Here is a 17,458-nt window from a genome sequence, read left to right as displayed (position 1 = left end):
TAAAAGTAATTTGATCTTGCACTTGATATATTAATGTTGTTCTTGATATTAAATCACAATACCTCTTTCCCCGGACCTGTAACGAGGGAAAAAAGCTGAATGTTCTACCGGCAAGGCATTTGATTTTATGTCATTCTCATGTTTTATTACTAACTCGTCATATACTTTTGTATCATGAATATGCTGTCCACAATAGAAAGTATATACGCCATTCGGAAAAAAACTCTTTTTAAATGAGAATATACTGTCATTATTTGAATAACCACCCCCTAACACATAGCGTTCAATTCCCTTTTTTATACCCCATTGCATTACCTCAAAATGCAACAATTCATTCGGACGAAGGTCAAAATACTCACTATCCGACCCTCCTAGAAAATAATACATTTTTTTAGATGCAAACAAAACGAGAACTGATGCAATCGCTTTATCATTATGCATGATGTAAAAATAAGCACATTGCCCATTTAAGCTATTCTGTAACTTTTCAAAATAGGTTAATGGAAAGTAATACTTTGATTTTGCCTGCAAACGATCCATTGTGAGATTATACAAATGGAAAAAATCTTTTAATCGTTTCCCATCATGATCTATCTCTAGTTTTAAATTTACCCTTGTCGCTTTTCTTATATTTCGTCTTACTTTGGGTTTAAACTGATTCCATAAGCCTTCAACTCCAATCGTAAGATCACATATAATATTTGAGTTACATTCAATTAAATCACCAATGTATGATCTTAAACTATTACTCATTAGGTTAAATCGAATAAACTCACTAACTACATTATTCTTTTTTACCCAGTCAGAATATTCATGTTGAAACCTGAGCTTGATTGATTCATCAAGATCATCACCAATCTGATATATATCTCCATACCCATATGGAGTGATTATATCAAAAATATCATGTGTTATAATATTCTGTTCTATTTTTCTTAGGCAAAAAGGGAATATAATAAGCGATTCATCACTTTTATAAAGAGCACAAGCAGCATCTGACACATGATCATAAAGTTGCAGATAGTTTGGATGAGCAAAGATTTCTCTATCCTCCCATTCATTCCAAATCTTCAACCAATACTGGTAATCTTCCGGATCTTTTGCTTTAAGAACTCTAAACATAAACTAATTAACAAGTAATTCACACATAACTTTACCCTAAAAAAGAACACAAAATCAACGATGTATTTTTCTATAATCAATAAAGAAACACTGATCGTATAAGGTTATACAGTTATTTTGAGTTGTTGTACCAATCTATTAAATCCCTTTAGAATACTGGGTGTAATTTTCAATTGATAACCAATGTTTCTTTCAAAACACTCGCAATTCTATCCCGCTCCGCACTTGACAAATTACTACCTGAAGGTAAACATAAGCCATCCTTAAAAAGTTGTTCTGATACGCCTGTTGAATAAAATGGAAAATCTTTAAAAACAGGTTGCAAATGCATTGGTTTCCAAAGCGGTCGCGACTCAATATTTGCTTCTTCAAATTTCAGGCGCAACTCCTCTCTTGTTATACCGCATTTTTGAGGATCTATACAAATACTGCTTAACCAATAGTTGGAATAATAATCGCCATTAGGTTCTTCCTGAAATTTCACCCCCTTACTATTTTTCAGCAGCTCTCTATACCATACATTATTATTACGTCTCTTTTCTATATGAGAATTCAACACCTCCATCTGCCCGCATCCAATACCGGCCAAAATATTACTCATGCGATAATTAAATCCAATATGAGAATGTTCATAATGGGGAGCCGCATCTCTTGCCTGCGTCGCCAAAAACCTTGATTTTTCTATCAACTCTTTATCATCCGATAACAAGGCACCTCCTCCAGAGGTCGTGATTATTTTGTTTCCATTAAATGACAATACCCCTAAGTGACCCCAGGTACCCATTTTTTTATTTTTGTACGAAGATCCAAGGGCTTCCGCAGCATCTTCTATTATGGGAATATTATATTCATCCGCGACCTGTATTATCTTATCCATTTTTGCCGGCATACCATACAAATGCACTGGTATGATAGCCTTGGGGACCTTACCTTTCGCCATCCGGTCTTCAATGGCTTTCTTTAATGTATCCGGACACATGTTCCAGGTATCTTCTTCTGAGTCAACAAATACCGGAGTTGCCCCAACATATGTAACCGGATTGGCACTCGCTGAAAATGTAAAACTTTGAACGATGACTTCATCTCCCTGTCCGACACCTAGTAAAACCAATGCCAGGTGAATGGCAGAGGTTCCTGAACTCAGTGCCGAGGCATAAGATGCTCCTGAAAAATCGGCCAGTTTATCTTCAAACATATTAACATTTTTACCAAGAGGAGCCACCCAATTGGTATCATAAGCTTCTTGTACGTATTTCATTTCGCCCCCTCCCATATGTGGAGAGGATAGCCATATTTTATCATTCATCATATTTATATGTTAGGTTGGTTACAGACTAAATTCCAATTTTTGCAGATCATATTTAACCCAGATACATCCCCAATCAAATTGAACCATATCCTTGTCAAGATCCACATATACCTTTTGCCACATGTTCTTACCATTCCCCCCCAAGGATTTATCCTTATCCAAGGCAACAAGATGTTCTCCAGATTCATTAAGGGGAAAAGAACTTACGTGTTCCGAGAAATCTTTTAAACTGTAAACAAAACGATGCGACCGTTCGCTGGTGGTTAAAACTTCAGCTCCCTTCTGTGTATGTAACCTTAACCAATAGTCCATATAGGAGCCGTCTTCCCTTCTTATTTTTGCTAAATCGCTTACTGGTGTATCAATATACTCTTTTTGAAATTGAGCTGGTGGAAGGGTTGGAATAATACAATATTCATAGCCATTTTCTTTACCGTAAAGACACATCTTACTAATTACCTTACCTGACAATCCTCTTTTTCGATAACGGGATAATGTAAAAGCTAATAAAGCTACAACCGTATTTGACCTTTCTTTATTACTTTTTGACTCATTATAAGCGCGTTGAACACTATCCTGCCATCCTTCTGGTAAATCTTCATTAGTGCCGTCCCAATCAATTTCTGTGCAGATTCCTCCCGCTGCAACCGTCTCAATAATACGAGATTGATCGAGATAGTAAAATCGATTCTGTGGACATTGACTAAAAGGAACATGACCTATACGACATACTGAATTAAGGTTACCAGGACTCATAGGTGACTCATTGATAAAATAGTTCACCCACGGTCTCGATTCTTTATGAGCATCTAAAATATCAATTATCTCTAAATGAGTTTTGTTTTCAATCGTCCACCATACAAATTGATCCATATTTTTAGGGTTTTAACAAGTTAATTAAGAAGAAAAGGTTGAATTGATCACTTCAGAGTAACTCTTTAAGAATACCCTTATACATTTCGATCCATTCGCGTATGCTGCTTTCAGTATATAAATCTGAAGAAAATTCAAGACATGCTTGTATTGTATCTCCTTGTTCCCAATATGTCAGAAATAAATCAAGTTGTGCACCTCTACGTTCAATAATCAATGGATGTACATCTACTTTATCAAATGACATGTCTATTTTAGGTTCATATGCAAAGCCCACCTGAAAAATCGGACTGTATGCAAAGCTCTTCTTTAAATTTAAGGAATTTACAATATGCAAAAACGGTAATTCCTGATTGCGATGAGCCTTTAGCATGGCTAAACGGACTTCACGAATTAAATCTATTTTTTGATCAGCATCAGCGTCATTGATGATGATCGGCAAAATATTAATTAGCGGACCAAAGACTTGTTTGTTAAAATCTTTTCGACGATTGGATAAAGGTACTCCAATTATAACCTGCTTTTGACCACTTAATCTACTTAAAAGAATAGAATATGCTGTGAGTAATAAAGTAAAAGGAGTCACGGCCAGCTGTTCGGCTAATTTTTTGATACCATAAGATAGTTGACTATTTACTTCAAAATGTAAACGTTTCCCCTGTTTACTCTGCATGGCCGGTCTGCTTATTCCAGCGGGAACATTAAGTAAATGATGCTTATTCCCTAATTCCCGACACCAAAAATCAAGCCTCGTATCTGCCTCATTACTCTTTAACCACTTAGCCTCCCATTCGACAAAATCGTTATAATGATGCTTTACTTCTTCTACAATAGGCTTATCGCCATTTTTCAACAAATTGTAAAAAGTTGATAATTCCTTAGCAAAAATTGTATATGAATGAAGATCAATAATTATATGATGAAAAACGATGGATAAAATTGACACATTGTCCTTGAATTTAAACAACTTAACTCGAAAGAGCGGCCACCTACCTAAATCAAACAACTCATGAACCTCATCGTCAACATCCTTTACTTCAACACCTTCGAAGTCATAGGGCAATTCTGGTGTATCTATTTTATAAACACATTCTTCATTTGAATGTACAATGCGACTAAACTCTCTTCCTTTTCGAATGAAAGAGGACCTTAAAACATCGTATTTGTCTATTAAAAGATTAAGAGCTTTTTCAAGTAAATCTGGGTTTAAATCTCCCTTAACCTTATAAACGAGAGGTATATTATAAGATGAATCTTTCGGATAAACAACACTATTCAGGAAGAACTGTTGTTGCACATAGGACAATGGGTTTATCATTAAATCAGATCATTTTAAGATTAGTTCATGATTATTGAGTTGTGAGCATAAGTAACCACTATGGGTAGATGATATTACTTCTGGCTTTCGGCTACAATAAAATCTACAATCTTATAGACTGATCCAAAATTCGAACGATTCATCATCTCATTCGTTACCTTAAAATCATACTCCTTTTCAATATACGATGCTATTTCAATTAATCCCATTGAATCAATAATACCTGTATCAACAAGAGATTCATCCAATTCAATATCTTCAACCTCAACCATAAATTGATTGCAAAGAAAGTCTATTAACTGACTTTGAATTTCTGTTTTATTAAGCAATTTTTCATCCATAACGTATACTTTTTAATTAGATCAATAATCAACTAAACAAACTTTTAAGTCTTCTTCTGCCAGCGTTTTAACTTTTGGATTTTTAGCCCAGTAATTGGCGATTTGAGTAGATAATATAAAAGTGATTATCATATTATCACGATAACCAATATTAGCCGGAATACCATCTTGAAACTTATCGAGGAAACGTTTCAAGAAGCGATATTCAAATAAACCATAATCATCAATCATCTCTTTACTAAGAAAGAATGCACTATTTTCAGTCAATTTTCCATTTACAATAAACGATCTTAAATCCGGGGACATGTACGGTCGTTTAGGTCGGTTTAAGATAGAAGATGGAAGATTATCTTTAAACGATTTTGTCAATAAATATTTCTGTGAAAACCCATTCATCTTATACTTCTCATTAATGCAAAATAAATGATCAACCAATCGATGGTCCAGAAAGGGATATCTTCCTTCAATACCATGTGCCAATGACATTCGATCACCCTGTGATGATAACAAATATCCGGCTAACAGTGTTTTGATCTCTAAAAACTGGTTTTGCTGCAAGAGTGACCAGGAATCGTAATTTGAAGGTAAAATGGAAGAAATATTATCAATCATATCCTTCTCCTCATACTTCAATTTGTAATCCCTGTTAAAATAGTTTTTAATGATTTTATTATTATTAATCCTAATATTAGTAGAGGCCAGTTTATTATTAACCTTCCCCAAAAATCCCTCATAGAACATTTTCATCATTCCATACTGTCGTTCATCACTGAAATGATTCAAATGCGGATACAGCTTTTTAATTAATTGCGGTCGCAAATCAGACTCCGGGTACTTAGACCAAAAATCCAGTAGCTTTACTTCCTTAAAAGAGTCATAGCCCCACAATACTTCATCAGCACCTTCTCCTGTCAATACAACCCTAATGTCACTTTCCCTTACCTTTTCAGATAATAAATACAATGGAACAGCAGCTGTTCTGAACACAGGCCTGTCTGTATGATAAATGGCCTCGGGAAAATGCTCATCAATGTTCCTGTGATTAATTCGTAAAGAATAATGATCAGAATTAATTTGTCTTACCATATCATCCTGATAGGTGGATTCATCAAATTCTTTATCATCAAAGGCTATGGAAAATGTTTTAAATTGCTTACGAGTTGTTTTATTAACCAAATGAGTAATCACCGAACTATCAATTCCTCCACTCAGGTATGCTCCAACAGGCACATCACTCCTTAACCTCAGGCTGACTGCGTCCTGCAATAAGTATTGAAATTCTTCTTCGATATCTTTAAATGACCGTTGATCATTATGGTAATTATCACCAAGCTCGTAATACTTTTGCTCTGTAAGCTTAATTCCTCCTTTATATTTTGCATAGCTACCACCAGGTAACGATTTTATTCCTCTATATATGGTATGATCACCATAAGTATTCCAAAGAAGACAATGCTCAAATAAACGCTCTACATCAAACTCACGCGAATAATTATCCAGATAATCAAATGCTTTCAGTTCGGAGGAGAAATAGATCTTTTGCTTATGTTCAAGTATGTATAGTGGGCGTATACCAAAACGATCTCTTGCAATGGTTAATTCCTTCTTTTGTTTATCCCAGATAAGTATTGCAAACTGACCGTTGAAGAGCTTAAAACATTGCTCTCCATAGTACGCAAAAGCCTTAAGAATTACTTCTGTATCGCTCGTTGTATTAAAGCGAATGCCTTTACTTTCCAGATCTTTTCTAATCTCTATATAGTTATAAACCTCTCCATTATAAGAAATCACCAAATTCTCTGACACCAATGGCTGATCACCCGTGGCCAGATCGACAATGGACAAACGGGCATGTCCCAGGGCAATTTCAGGTGAAAGATAGTATCCCCAGCCATCAGGTCCGCGATGCTGTTCAGATGCAATCATATTCTTGATCTCGAAAAGTCGAGACTCTTTGCATCGTTCTACTCCATATACTCCGGCAATTCCACACATAACTTTAATATTTATGATATACTATTACAATAGAGTTTATTACCTACATCTTCAATTTTAGATCTACGGGAAATTTCATTTTCGAAACTTTTGTTTCAATCTTAAGAAATAAGATTCAAAATATCTGTACGAAACATGAGCAAGCAGAATAGTACCAAATATGCAGGTCAGGTTAACAAACAGTATGATGGCAATCGAAGATAAATTAAATATATCCTGTAGCTTTAAGGTAATAAATAAGACCAGATTGAGTACAATCATATGGTACATATATATCCCATAAGAGATGGTACCCAAATAACGCATAAAAGAGTTTTTATCCCCTTTATATTCGTCAATAACCAAATTAGTGATCAAGATCGTAAAAAGAAGCAACTGCAAAATCTCACTTGCAAATTCATTACTAAACTTAAACCAATCTGTGATAAAATAAAGTACAAAAAGCAAATAGACACTCAAACGAGCAGGAAAAAAACTGAACGACAATCGATACCCCATTCTTGTGATAATAGCTACAAATCCACCTGCTGACATATAATAATAATAAAGCCAATTTGATTTTAAGACTGACGTTCCCGGAAAATGAAAGAGCAACAAATAAACAAGAGTAAAGACCAGTAGTCCCTTAGCATATCTTTTAGTTGCTATAAACGCCAGCAATGGAGCTATTAACAAGTAGAACTGTTCTTCTACACCTATGGACCATAAAATTAATAATATAGAACCGGGCTCATATTGGACAACAAAGACATTTGGTAAAAATGCCACATTTAACACAATAGCTTCCAGCAAATTATAATTCACCTCATAATTAACACCAAGCTTTGGTAGAATAAAATGATAATACGTGAACCCAAATATCAGCACTGCGTAATAGACCGGATATAAGCGTAAAATCCTCCTGATATAAAAGTTTCGGATACTAATCGATCCTGACTTGCTCTTTTCATCATAAAGCAATCCGATGATCAAATAACCACTCAAGGTAAAGAAAACTTTCACAGCTTCAGTGCCCCGGTTAAAAACAGGCCAATCAGCAAAATGTGGTAAGCCAACAGCTCTGGAAAGTTGCGGAATATGGTAGATGACAACAAACAATGCCATCAAACCTCTTAATATATCAAGGTTTTGAAATCTACGTTCTTTTGATAACAATCCTGATGCGTTTATTGAGGGATATCTGCTATTAAATTCTCTTAGCCGGATTACCAAAAACAGTACAACTCTCTTTTACATTACGAACAACAACACTTCCGGATCCAATCGTCACCCTTTCGGCTATTGATCGTCTTGGTATTACAGTTGCATTGGTACCTATAAAAGTATCTTCTCCAATATTACATCCTCCACCAATATTCACATTTGCCATTAAAGAGCAAAAATCTCCTAAAACTGAGTCGTGTCCTATGGTAGAGTTCTCCAGTATGGTGGAGAATTTTCCAACAGTTGCATTATTATTAACGAATGATCCCGCTAAAATTATACAGCCTTCTCCAATCTTAGAATATTTACTTATCATGACACTTGGATCAATATAAGTATAGAATTTGACCCTTCCTTTTAATCGTCGATAGATATCTTTACGCGTATCGGAATGTCCAATGGCTATAATGGCCCAGTCATTTTCTGTAAAGTTATAATTGTCAATATCTCCAACTATTTTATAATCTGATTGAAATCCATCCAGTGCTATTGGCGACTCATCAATAAAGCCAATTATTTGCCAGTCGCGCTGATCTTCTGGAATTCGGTCCAGGCAGGATTCCAAACCCCTACCAAGGCCCCCTGCTCCAATAATAAATAATCTTTTCTTCATTAAATAGCTCTTTATCTGATCTTTAGTATCTCGCACAAACGAATTAAACATTAATTTTCAAATCGACTAAGGCCAACTTTGTTTATTAAATCAGCAGGGGTACCTAAAAGCTTTATTTCCTCTGCACTAATTTGCATTTGAAACTTCTCATCGATTAAAGAAATCAGAACCAACCTGGCAACAGAATCCCAAATCTCCAGGCTATCAAACCTGGTATCCATGGTAATTTGCTCATCTATTTCTAATTCCTCTTTAATAATTTCTATAAATTCTTCCTTTTTCATAGTGAACTCCTTTCGAATTTAATTCCTAATTATTTAATCTCCGTTTAAAGGCTATAAATCCCCTATTTTTATAGTATACTTTAAATTAATATTCTATCATTTTGCAGAAATCCAGTTTGCCAAATTTCAATAACATTGAACACCATGTTAAACCAACACCAAATCCGGCCAGACATAACAAATACTCTTGCTTTTCGGCTTTTTCTCCTAGATTGTACGTTATAACAGTTGGAACCGTTATGCTATTTGCATTTCCAAAACGCTCCACAATATTATTGGGTAAACGATCATAAGATACCTCCATACGATCAGCCAATTTTTTCAACATAAATTTATTTGGCTGATGAAACATGAAATAGTCTATATCATCTTTATGAACATTAGCATAGTCCAATAAACTTTCAACCATGATGGGCACTTCCTTTTGCACGAAATTAAATACGGCATCTCCTTTCATGCATAAATGATCTAATGCTCTTAAATTACCATTATCATCTTCAATTAGTTTTGCCGTTTCTGGCGATGAAGGCGTTTTAAATCCGCCTGCAGGAATAATTAAAGCTTCATGACGCGTACCATCCATCTTCATGTTGGCATATATTTCATTGGGCTCTTCACTTTTTTCTACAATTGTTATTGAAGCACCATCGCCCGCCAGCGGTCTGCTATTTCGGTCATTAACAGAAGCTTTCGGACTTAAGACATCAGCATTTAGCAACACCACCTTATTGATCGCGTCCTGGTCCAATAATGAAAATGCCTGCATCAAACCAACCACATGCCCTGCACACCCCTGGTTTATATCCATGCAAAATACATCATGTCCTAAATTAAGTGCACCCTGAATGACGTTACTTGTTGGTGGTAAAATATAATCAGGTGATTCAGTCACCAATATTAAGGCATCAATTTCATCCTTACTTAATAAACCTTTGTCAAATAAGTAATTCAAACCAAAAATACACATATCAGAAACTGTCACTCCAGGCTGCACAATTCTTTGTTTTTCGTAGCCCATGATCTTTCCCAGTTGCATGGATTGTCGTTTCGAGAAATTATAGTTCTCAATCGTATCAACAAACTGTACCTCGTTTTCAGGAATCACAGTCAATAGTCCTGTTATCTTTTTATTCGTGTATTTTAAGTTCATAGCTATATCATTCAGTATATTTTCTTACTAATGCACTTATTGAATCAATGTTTTCAAAATTATCCGGCAATATGTCAGTACCTTTTATTGATATCGAAAAGTGACTATCCAATTCTGAAACCAATACCACTAAATCAAATGAATCTAATAATCCATCAGCGATAAAGTTGTCTGATACCTCATAGTCTTCATCAGGTCTTATCTCACTCAGTATTTTAACTATTTCCTTCATATCCTTTCTAATATTCAAGCCTCTAACAACGATCGTTTAGTTGTACTATATTAAACTAATTTTCCATTTGCGCTTTTAAGGTGTTCCTGTCTATCTTACCATTAGCGTTTAATGGCATTTTTGTTAATTGAATAAATGAAGAAGGAACCATATATTTCGGTAATTTTTTAACCAGTTGTTTTCTTAAGGAACCCGGCTCAATTTTCACCTCTGCCGAGTAATACATGACTATTTCCTTTTTTTCGTTATTGTATAACACACATGCATTATCTAACATGTCTATTCCCATTACTGCCACCTCAATCTCACCAAGTTCAATCCGATAACCCATGTGTTGAATCTGATTATCCTTTCTGCACATGTAAATAATCTCCCCTAAGTCATTAAGATAAACAATATCTCCGGTTCTATAAATCAATTCAGGATAAACTTTATTTATAGGGTTTTGAACAAAGACTTCAGAAGTTTTACCCGGATTGTTATAGTAACCTAATGCCAGAGAACTTCCCCTGATACAAAGCTCCCCTGTTTCATTCACTTTCGACAATTCATTTCTTTCATTTAAGATAAGAACATCTGTATTACGACATGGTGTACCTATTGGAACAGATTCCTCATCCGGGATCTCTCTTTCGACCACATAATAAACACTGTCAACTGTTGTTTCAGTAGGTCCGTACATGTTAATATACATCGGTTCCGGCAAATGCTTTCTCCAATAGTTCAGGTGGCGTGTTGACATCACTTCTCCCCCAAAGAATATTTTTTCCAGGTGTGGCAATTCAATAGCATCCAGCAGTTTAAAGTTAGCCACATTGACCAGAACAGATGGTACCCAGAAAAATAAATTAATCTTTACTTCATTAATATACTCGAGTAGTTTGGCTGGAAAGATAAAAAGCTCCTCTGGTATAATGACCACTGTTGAGCCTGTCGACATCATTAAATAAATGTCAAACACTGATTGATCAAAGAAAAATGGCGACTGATTACCAATGATATATCGTTCATCAATTTCAAATCGTTCTCTTGCCCAATCTATAAAATCTATTACGGCCTTATGCGGTATGAGTACTCCTTTCGGGATACCAGTTGATCCTGAAGTAAACTTACAATAGGCTGGATTCGTATCAATATGATTTTCCGGCAATTTGTAACTCTCAATATCAGCTTGATTTGGCTGAACCAAGGACTCATATTCAACAATTTTATCTGCCGGATAATTAATCTGGAGTAATTTTGTTTTTAGAGATCTATTGGTGATAATGATTTCAGGAGACAGAGTATCGAGAATAGATGCGACTCTTTCAATTGGTGATTTTGAATCCAATGGCACATAAAAACCTCCTGTATATAAAACGGCAGTGAAGCTAACAATACTTTCAAGTGATTTAGGTAAGAAAACAGCAATGGGTTTCCTACTCAGCTCACTGTTCTGTTTTTTAAGCTCAATTGAAATACCTATTGAGAGATTTCGTAATTCAGCAAAGCTTAATTCCCTGTCTCTGTCAATTAAAGCAACTTTATCTTTGAAATCTGAGTACGTCTTCTCTAAATACTGTAAAAGATGTATGTTCATGCTATTATCAGCTTAAAATTAGTTTATACACTTAGGTAGTTAATTATCATTTGAGCAATTCCACCATTTGATCACATTTTCCAAAACGCCTCTCTTCTAGCGACATAAGTAATTTATTTACATCAATTTCATTTCCTTTAACCCATTCCAGTATGGCTTTGGGCAAATTAGCACCCGCTTCATGGCTAAAAGGATACCCTCCACCGAAACGTGGATTCATTTCAAGTAGAAACAATTTTCCATCCACATCAAATACATCACAGTCAAGATTACCTATATGTTTCAATTCATGTGCTATTACCTCACCTAACTCCATTAAGTCTGGACGATCAACAACTTGAGCTTTATCTGTTTCTCCGGCTCTCATCTTTAATTTTTTCTTAACAATAGTTGTTTGATAACTGCCATTAAGATCATTTATAATATCTAGCCCATACTCATCTCCCATTAAAACTTCTTGAATTAACAAGGCTTCTTTTCTATCAGTCACACTAATCTCAGACAACGACGTCCTATTTAACTTACTATCTAACAATCGATAAGCTAAATCTAACTCATTAGTATTTTCAACTATCTCCATAGAGATAGAACCACTACCCCATCTTGGTTTAATAATTAAAGGAAATGAGAGAGTACCATCGTTTAGTGCCTCTTTTACATCTTTAATAGTCGTGTATGTCTTAGGGGTATTACAACCAAACCTGGATGCAAACACATTAGTCGCCACTTTATCAAAACAAAGATCAATCACTTCTTTGTCTGAAACTATTAATGAAATGCCATTCTTTTCAAAAGCACCTTTATTGGCCGACAGAATAGGTAATTCTAAATCGTTGAGAGAAATAACTATTTTGACGTCTTCAGATTTACATATTTCCAGTATCCTATCAATATATCCATCATCATAAACACAAGGAACTAAATAAGCAACATCTGCAATGGCAAGAGATACTGCACTTCGATCCATATCCGCAGCAACAATCTTTCCTTCACTTCCTATCTCTTTTTTAAAATAGCTCAATAGGTAATTTCTTCTACCAGAACTTGTAAATAATATATTCATGATTCTAACAATATGATAACGATCTCAATCATTTGTCGGGTTATACTTTCTTAAAGCACTAACAAATCATTAAATCAATTTATAAATTAATTATTACCACTGAATAAATACAGATAAAGACTCGTTTAGACTCCTGCATTTATCGTTCTAACTTAAATAGTTTAAAAATCCTCCTGTATGCCAAAACAAGATATTTCCTGTCAATTTCTCTTTTTGAATAATATCCTTCATTCCCCAAAAGGCCTTACCAGAATATGTACTATCGAGTGCAAACCCATAGTCTTTTATGGAATTACTACAAAGCTCTTTAATCTCACTGCCATACTTCTCATATCCTCCACACAAATAATCATCGGATACAAATGCTCTTTCCACGTTATCTTTTATATTGTAGCGAGCGCATAATTCTTTATAAAAGTCGTAAACGATTTTAGTTGCTGCGTCACTTTTTCTCGCAACTGAAATTCCAATTACATTTGACTTTAATCCAACCAGACTTAAACCGGCCATTAATCCCGATTGGGTTGAACCTGTTCCTGACGCCAGGAAAATATGATCAGGATACCAGTTATGACTATCGCAATATAATTTTAATTCCTTTGCTGCTTCAATATATGCTAATCCTCCCTCCGGAGTATGGCCTCCACCCCAGATATAATAGGGCTTATGACCCTGTAATGTATATCTGTTCATCGCCGCGTCCATCGCATCACTGATTTCTGCCGGCTCCACAAACTTAGTTTCAACACCTGCTGAACGCATCAATAATGCATTCCCTCCTTCATTATAAAACCTGTCTCTGGAACCATGTAAGACAAGTGTACATTTCCATTTATTTTGTGCGGCTAGTATTGCTGCTGCTCTGCAATGGTTTGATTGAATCCCACCGGTTGTAACAATGGCATTGCATCCTTTGTCTTTAACATCAGATCCTATACTAAGGATTTTTCTTCCTTTATTTCCTCCTCCCAGAAATGGAAATATATCATCCCTAAAAACTCTAATGCTATTGCTTATTTCCTGTATCATCAAAAAACTGTCTGTATTTGGTTTTCCTTCCATGGCATATCCTCCCACTCTTTTTGCAGAAGACCATAAAACCTTCTATCTAAATAGAATCCGTTTTTAATCTTATGTTGTCTCAAAATTCCTTCCAATACAAAACCTGAATCTTCATAAATTTTGTAAGCGTATACATTATCATTATTGGTATGGAGATACAGTTTGTGCAAATCAAATTTCAGAAAAGCATAATTAAATAGCCACTGTGATATACGTTTTCCATATCCTCTTGAATGATAGTCTGGATTAATCATCACATAAAACTCTGCATTTTTACTTTTAGAGTCAATACCTGTTAATCCACCCATACCTATCAGAGTATTTTCCTTATCCAGAAAAAATGAAAAATCAGCCCGGTTTTCGTTAGTAATAATACGCTTATACCATTTGGTCGTATCTTCAACTGTGGCCGGCAAGTCGAAAAACATCGTTGAGTTAATGCTTGGATTGTTGATCCATTCAACTCTTGCTTCAATATCCTGGGAACTAAAATCCTGCGCCTTTATTTTTTCTGTAGTCATCAAATCTTCCATCTTTTAGTGAAGGTACAACATTTATATCCTTTCGTGACAATACATTAAAGATCGTCTTAGGTATAATCTTAAAATCCAATGCGAAAGACAAATTATGCACATAATAAACGTCCAGATTTAGTTTATCATCCCAACTTAAATTATTACGTCCATTAACCTGCGCCCAGCCGGTAACACCAGGACGAACAGAATGTCTTAACTTCTCTTCTTCGGTATAATATGGTAAATACTCTGGTAATAATGGTCTTGGACCTATAAGACTCATATCGCCTATGATAACATTTAATAGCTGGGGAATTTCATCCAGAGAGGTCTTCCGTACGAAATGGCCTACTTTAGTCAGACGTTCAGAATCAGGCAATAAGGCCCCATCATCTCCTCGTCTGTCATTCATCGTTTTGAACTTTATAATTTTAAATATCCTTTCATTCTTTCCTGGTCTTTTCTGAAAAAAGAAAGGCTTTCCATTGTTTGCTATAGTCAGAAAAATGGTCACAATTATAAAAACCGGACTCAACAATATAAAAGCTACAATAGAAAATATAATATCAAAAAGTCTTTTAAAAAAGAATTTATACATAACTACCTGATTTGATATACAATAGACTCTATCTAATTCAACTTTAAACCTGCAATTACCTCATCATATTCATGTAGCAACTTTTTCCACATCACCTTTCTCTCGTATTTGTCAATAATCATTTGGCGTGCTTTTGCTGATAAGTTCTTCCGAAGCTCTTCATTTAAGAAAAGCGTCTCCATAGCCCGGTACAATGATTCAACCTCTTTTGGTGGTACAATCAAACCATTAACTCCATCTTTGACTATTTCGTTGCATCCATTGATATCTGATACTATACAAGGTAATTTCATTGCGCCTGCTTGCATAACAACATTAGGAAAACCTTCGCGGTAAGATGGGAAAGTAAATACATCAGATAAACTAAAGAATGGTCGAACATCAGTTTGATAATCTGTCCAGATAACACCTTCATGCTCACGGATCAATTGTTCGCTTTCATCAGACAATTTATCAAGCTCTCTTTCAAATGGACCAACTAATAACAGACGTGAGTTCGGATGTTTCTCATGTATTTTAACAAAAGCCGCAAGCAACTCATTGATTCCCTTATCACCTACAATTCTTCCAACAAAACAAAAAACAATTGCTGATTCAGGAATACTGTACTTTTCTCTAATAGCAGCAAGCGTCTCTTCAGTCACCTCATCCTGTGAGAAAAAGCTCGTATCAATACCATTAGAACTACCATGTCCTATTACTTTTACTTTATCTGGTATACAAAAGCTTTTACTATTTATAAAATCAGATAACCCTGCTGAGTTAGGATAAACTTTTGATGCACAACGGTATGTTAACTTTTCTACATTTTCCAGGAGAATACGTTTGGCACCAGTTGCCTCCATTAAAGGTAAACCTGCTACCGTATGAATTCGTACAGGAACGCGTGCCAGATACGAAGCTACCATACCCAGAATTCCTGCTTTAGGTGTATGTGTATGAACAATGGTTGGCTTCTCGTTTCTTATAATCCTGTACAGCTTAACCAGAGCCTTTAAATCTCTTAAAGGACTGATTCGACGTGTCATGTTAACAGCATAAGTTTTAATACCTTCATTTTCTTCAACCGCACATAATGAATCTCCCCCTGATGATATTCCAATAACTTCATAATGATTATTCATAAAACGAAGCTGCCCCTTTAAAATACCAGCCATTGATTGCCCAACCGTTGTTATACGAATTATCTTTTGCTTACTCATCTCGCTTAAAGCATTATTTGATTTCTTGTGATTCTGATCCTCAATTAATACCGGCTCTGCTTTTACATCCATCCTTTTCGGTTAGTAGTTCTTATATATACATTCAATGCTATTCCCAATGGTATTGCCAGTATCGTTAGCAAAACATTTGTGCTGTCAGAAAGAAAACGTCCATTTTTTAATTGAATTGAACATGACACATAATGAATCGCATTCCTAAACCTTTCCTTTAATGAATACGCATACTTCATACGTACTTTTCGCTCATGTTCAAATCCCTTTGGGTTTTTAAGGTATTGTTTAATGATATTTCTGCTTGAACCATCTTCCATATATTCAACAACACATAGGAATTCGTTTAAAAAAAGCATATCATAGTCCTGATCAATCAATAAATATTTGTAGTTCAGCGGCACAAACTTTTCTTCTTTGAATATTGGATATGCAGGATATTTCTTAATGACATCTGTCCGGTAAACAAACTTTATATCTCCTTTTAGACCAAACCTGCTTTTTAATTCGAAATACTTACCACTTTTCAATTCTTCCGGGAACTTTCTTGATGAAACAACTTGACCATTTTTATAGCAGTCAAGCCCTAATATACCAGCATACTTATCATCTTTATTTTTGCTCCAGGTATCTAAAATCAGTTCCACTGCATTATCTGGCATATAATCATCTGAGTCAATACAAACATTCAATTCTGTTTCTATCAATTCATAAGCTGTATTATGAGCACCATGCATACCAAGATTATCCTGATATTTATATAATATCTCAACTTTATTCTCATCAATCCACTTTTGAACCAATTCCTCTGTACCATCACTACTGCCGTCATCTACAATTAACCATGCAAAATCTTTACTGGTTTGTCGTACTAAACTATTGTACAGATTTGGTAGTAAATAGGCTCGATTAAAGCTTGGTGTGAAAACGGTCAGTTGTTTAGTCATCTTATAAAGTTTTATATTTTATAAATATTTACCCAATTAA

Annotated in this window: 18 protein-coding genes; all 18 read right to left on the bottom strand. The window is 35.1% G+C overall.

The features are described from left to right. Positions 1-48: 48 nt before the first annotated feature. Positions 49-1,122, bottom strand: coding sequence for a lipid II:glycine glycyltransferase FemX (locus ACRD69_RS02330; RefSeq protein ID WP_430813453.1), 1,074 nt, complete (start codon positions 1,120-1,122; stop codon positions 49-51). Between the two features lie 169 nt (positions 1,123-1,291). Further along, positions 1,292-2,428, bottom strand: a complete 1,137-nt coding sequence (locus ACRD69_RS02325) for a DegT/DnrJ/EryC1/StrS family aminotransferase (RefSeq protein ID WP_430813452.1) — start codon at positions 2,426-2,428, stop codon at positions 1,292-1,294. A gap of 21 nt (positions 2,429-2,449) precedes the next feature. After that, complete coding sequence (locus ACRD69_RS02320; RefSeq protein ID WP_430813451.1) at positions 2,450-3,304, bottom strand: hypothetical protein; 855 nt, start codon at positions 3,302-3,304, stop codon at positions 2,450-2,452. Between the two features lie 52 nt (positions 3,305-3,356). Continuing rightward, complete coding sequence (locus ACRD69_RS02315) at positions 3,357-4,622, bottom strand: condensation domain-containing protein (protein WP_430813450.1); 1,266 nt, start codon at positions 4,620-4,622, stop codon at positions 3,357-3,359. A gap of 74 nt (positions 4,623-4,696) precedes the next feature. Beyond that, a complete protein-coding gene (locus tag ACRD69_RS02310) occupies positions 4,697-4,963 on the bottom strand; it encodes an acyl carrier protein (RefSeq protein ID WP_430813449.1) in 267 nt (88 codons plus the stop codon). Positions 4,964-4,984: 21 nt separating this feature from the next. Then, positions 4,985-6,958: an asparagine synthase (glutamine-hydrolyzing) gene (gene asnB / locus ACRD69_RS02305; protein WP_430813448.1), complete on the bottom strand. Its 1,974-nt coding sequence runs from the start codon at positions 6,956-6,958 to the stop codon at positions 4,985-4,987. A gap of 75 nt (positions 6,959-7,033) precedes the next feature. After that, positions 7,034-8,113 (bottom strand): acyltransferase family protein, encoded by a 1,080-nt coding sequence (locus ACRD69_RS02300; protein WP_430813447.1) that lies wholly within the window; start codon positions 8,111-8,113, stop codon positions 7,034-7,036. 31 nt (positions 8,114-8,144) lie between these two features. After that, a complete protein-coding gene (locus ACRD69_RS02295) occupies positions 8,145-8,774 on the bottom strand; it encodes an acetyltransferase (RefSeq protein ID WP_430813446.1) in 630 nt (209 codons plus the stop codon). Positions 8,775-8,824: 50 nt separating this feature from the next. Continuing rightward, positions 8,825-9,058: a phosphopantetheine-binding protein gene (locus ACRD69_RS02290; protein WP_430813445.1), complete on the bottom strand. Its 234-nt coding sequence runs from the start codon at positions 9,056-9,058 to the stop codon at positions 8,825-8,827. A gap of 85 nt (positions 9,059-9,143) precedes the next feature. Further along, the gene (locus ACRD69_RS02285; RefSeq protein WP_430813444.1) at positions 9,144-10,208 is read right to left on the bottom strand and encodes a 3-oxoacyl-ACP synthase III family protein; all 1,065 of its coding nucleotides are present in this window, start codon (positions 10,206-10,208) and stop codon (positions 9,144-9,146) included. Positions 10,209-10,215: 7 nt separating this feature from the next. Next, positions 10,216-10,440, bottom strand: a complete 225-nt coding sequence (locus ACRD69_RS02280) for an acyl carrier protein (RefSeq protein ID WP_430813443.1) — start codon at positions 10,438-10,440, stop codon at positions 10,216-10,218. Positions 10,441-10,495: 55 nt separating this feature from the next. Continuing rightward, positions 10,496-12,019, bottom strand: a complete 1,524-nt coding sequence (locus ACRD69_RS02275) for an amino acid adenylation domain-containing protein (RefSeq protein ID WP_430813442.1) — start codon at positions 12,017-12,019, stop codon at positions 10,496-10,498. Between the two features lie 46 nt (positions 12,020-12,065). After that, positions 12,066-13,082 (bottom strand): ATP-grasp domain-containing protein, encoded by a 1,017-nt coding sequence (locus ACRD69_RS02270; RefSeq protein WP_430813441.1) that lies wholly within the window; start codon positions 13,080-13,082, stop codon positions 12,066-12,068. A gap of 147 nt (positions 13,083-13,229) precedes the next feature. Further along, entirely contained in the window at positions 13,230-14,111 is an 882-nt protein-coding gene (locus ACRD69_RS02265) for a 1-aminocyclopropane-1-carboxylate deaminase/D-cysteine desulfhydrase (RefSeq protein ID WP_430813440.1), read from the bottom strand. Continuing rightward, positions 14,111-14,665: a GNAT family N-acetyltransferase gene (locus tag ACRD69_RS02260; RefSeq protein WP_430813439.1), complete on the bottom strand. Its 555-nt coding sequence runs from the start codon at positions 14,663-14,665 to the stop codon at positions 14,111-14,113. Before ACRD69_RS02260 ends, ACRD69_RS02265 begins: the two co-directional genes overlap by 1 nt. Next, on the bottom strand, positions 14,631-15,257 hold the full coding sequence (locus ACRD69_RS02255; protein ID WP_430813438.1) for a sugar transferase: 627 nt from the start codon (positions 15,255-15,257) through the stop codon (positions 14,631-14,633). Before ACRD69_RS02255 ends, ACRD69_RS02260 begins: the two co-directional genes overlap by 35 nt. A 32-nt stretch (positions 15,258-15,289) precedes the next feature. Continuing rightward, positions 15,290-16,531, bottom strand: coding sequence for a glycosyltransferase family 4 protein (locus tag ACRD69_RS02250; RefSeq protein ID WP_430813437.1), 1,242 nt, complete (start codon positions 16,529-16,531; stop codon positions 15,290-15,292). Further along, positions 16,522-17,418 (bottom strand): glycosyltransferase family 2 protein, encoded by an 897-nt coding sequence (locus tag ACRD69_RS02245; protein ID WP_430813436.1) that lies wholly within the window; start codon positions 17,416-17,418, stop codon positions 16,522-16,524. Before ACRD69_RS02245 ends, ACRD69_RS02250 begins: the two co-directional genes overlap by 10 nt. Positions 17,419-17,458 lie beyond the last annotated feature (40 nt).

Origin of the sequence: Carboxylicivirga agarovorans, assembly GCF_050589845.1 — a bacterium.
Lineage (GTDB): Bacteria > Bacteroidota > Bacteroidia > Bacteroidales > Marinilabiliaceae > Carboxylicivirga > Carboxylicivirga agarovorans.
Note: the sequence above shows the minus strand (reverse complement) of the source record. Positions and strands in the feature narration are given on the sequence as shown.

What these genes read in the sequence shown, in the direction of transcription:
- ACRD69_RS02330 (WP_430813453.1), bottom strand. Translation starts at nt 1,122, where the DNA reads ATGTTTAGAGTTCTTAAAGCAAAAGATCCGGAAGATTACCAGTATTGG.
- ACRD69_RS02325 (WP_430813452.1), bottom strand. Translation starts at nt 2,428, where the DNA reads ATGAATGATAAAATATGGCTATCCTCTCCACATATGGGAGGGGGCGAA.
- ACRD69_RS02320 (WP_430813451.1), bottom strand. Translation starts at nt 3,304, where the DNA reads ATGGATCAATTTGTATGGTGGACGATTGAAAACAAAACTCATTTAGAG.
- ACRD69_RS02315 (WP_430813450.1), bottom strand. Translation starts at nt 4,622, where the DNA reads ATGATAAACCCATTGTCCTATGTGCAACAACAGTTCTTCCTGAATAGT.
- ACRD69_RS02310 (WP_430813449.1), bottom strand. Translation starts at nt 4,963, where the DNA reads ATGGATGAAAAATTGCTTAATAAAACAGAAATTCAAAGTCAGTTAATA.
- asnB (WP_430813448.1), bottom strand. Translation starts at nt 6,958, where the DNA reads ATGTGTGGAATTGCCGGAGTATATGGAGTAGAACGATGCAAAGAGTCT.
- ACRD69_RS02295 (WP_430813446.1), bottom strand. Translation starts at nt 8,774, where the DNA reads ATGAAGAAAAGATTATTTATTATTGGAGCAGGGGGCCTTGGTAGGGGT.
- ACRD69_RS02290 (WP_430813445.1), bottom strand. Translation starts at nt 9,058, where the DNA reads ATGAAAAAGGAAGAATTTATAGAAATTATTAAAGAGGAATTAGAAATA.
- ACRD69_RS02285 (WP_430813444.1), bottom strand. Translation starts at nt 10,208, where the DNA reads ATGAACTTAAAATACACGAATAAAAAGATAACAGGACTATTGACTGTG.
- ACRD69_RS02280 (WP_430813443.1), bottom strand. Translation starts at nt 10,440, where the DNA reads ATGAAGGAAATAGTTAAAATACTGAGTGAGATAAGACCTGATGAAGAC.
- ACRD69_RS02275 (WP_430813442.1), bottom strand. Translation starts at nt 12,019, where the DNA reads ATGAACATACATCTTTTACAGTATTTAGAGAAGACGTACTCAGATTTC.
- ACRD69_RS02270 (WP_430813441.1), bottom strand. Translation starts at nt 13,082, where the DNA reads ATGAATATATTATTTACAAGTTCTGGTAGAAGAAATTACCTATTGAGC.
- ACRD69_RS02265 (WP_430813440.1), bottom strand. Translation starts at nt 14,111, where the DNA reads ATGATACAGGAAATAAGCAATAGCATTAGAGTTTTTAGGGATGATATA.
- ACRD69_RS02260 (WP_430813439.1), bottom strand. Translation starts at nt 14,665, where the DNA reads ATGACTACAGAAAAAATAAAGGCGCAGGATTTTAGTTCCCAGGATATT.
- ACRD69_RS02255 (WP_430813438.1), bottom strand. Translation starts at nt 15,257, where the DNA reads ATGTATAAATTCTTTTTTAAAAGACTTTTTGATATTATATTTTCTATT.
- ACRD69_RS02250 (WP_430813437.1), bottom strand. Translation starts at nt 16,531, where the DNA reads ATGGATGTAAAAGCAGAGCCGGTATTAATTGAGGATCAGAATCACAAG.
- ACRD69_RS02245 (WP_430813436.1), bottom strand. Translation starts at nt 17,418, where the DNA reads ATGACTAAACAACTGACCGTTTTCACACCAAGCTTTAATCGAGCCTAT.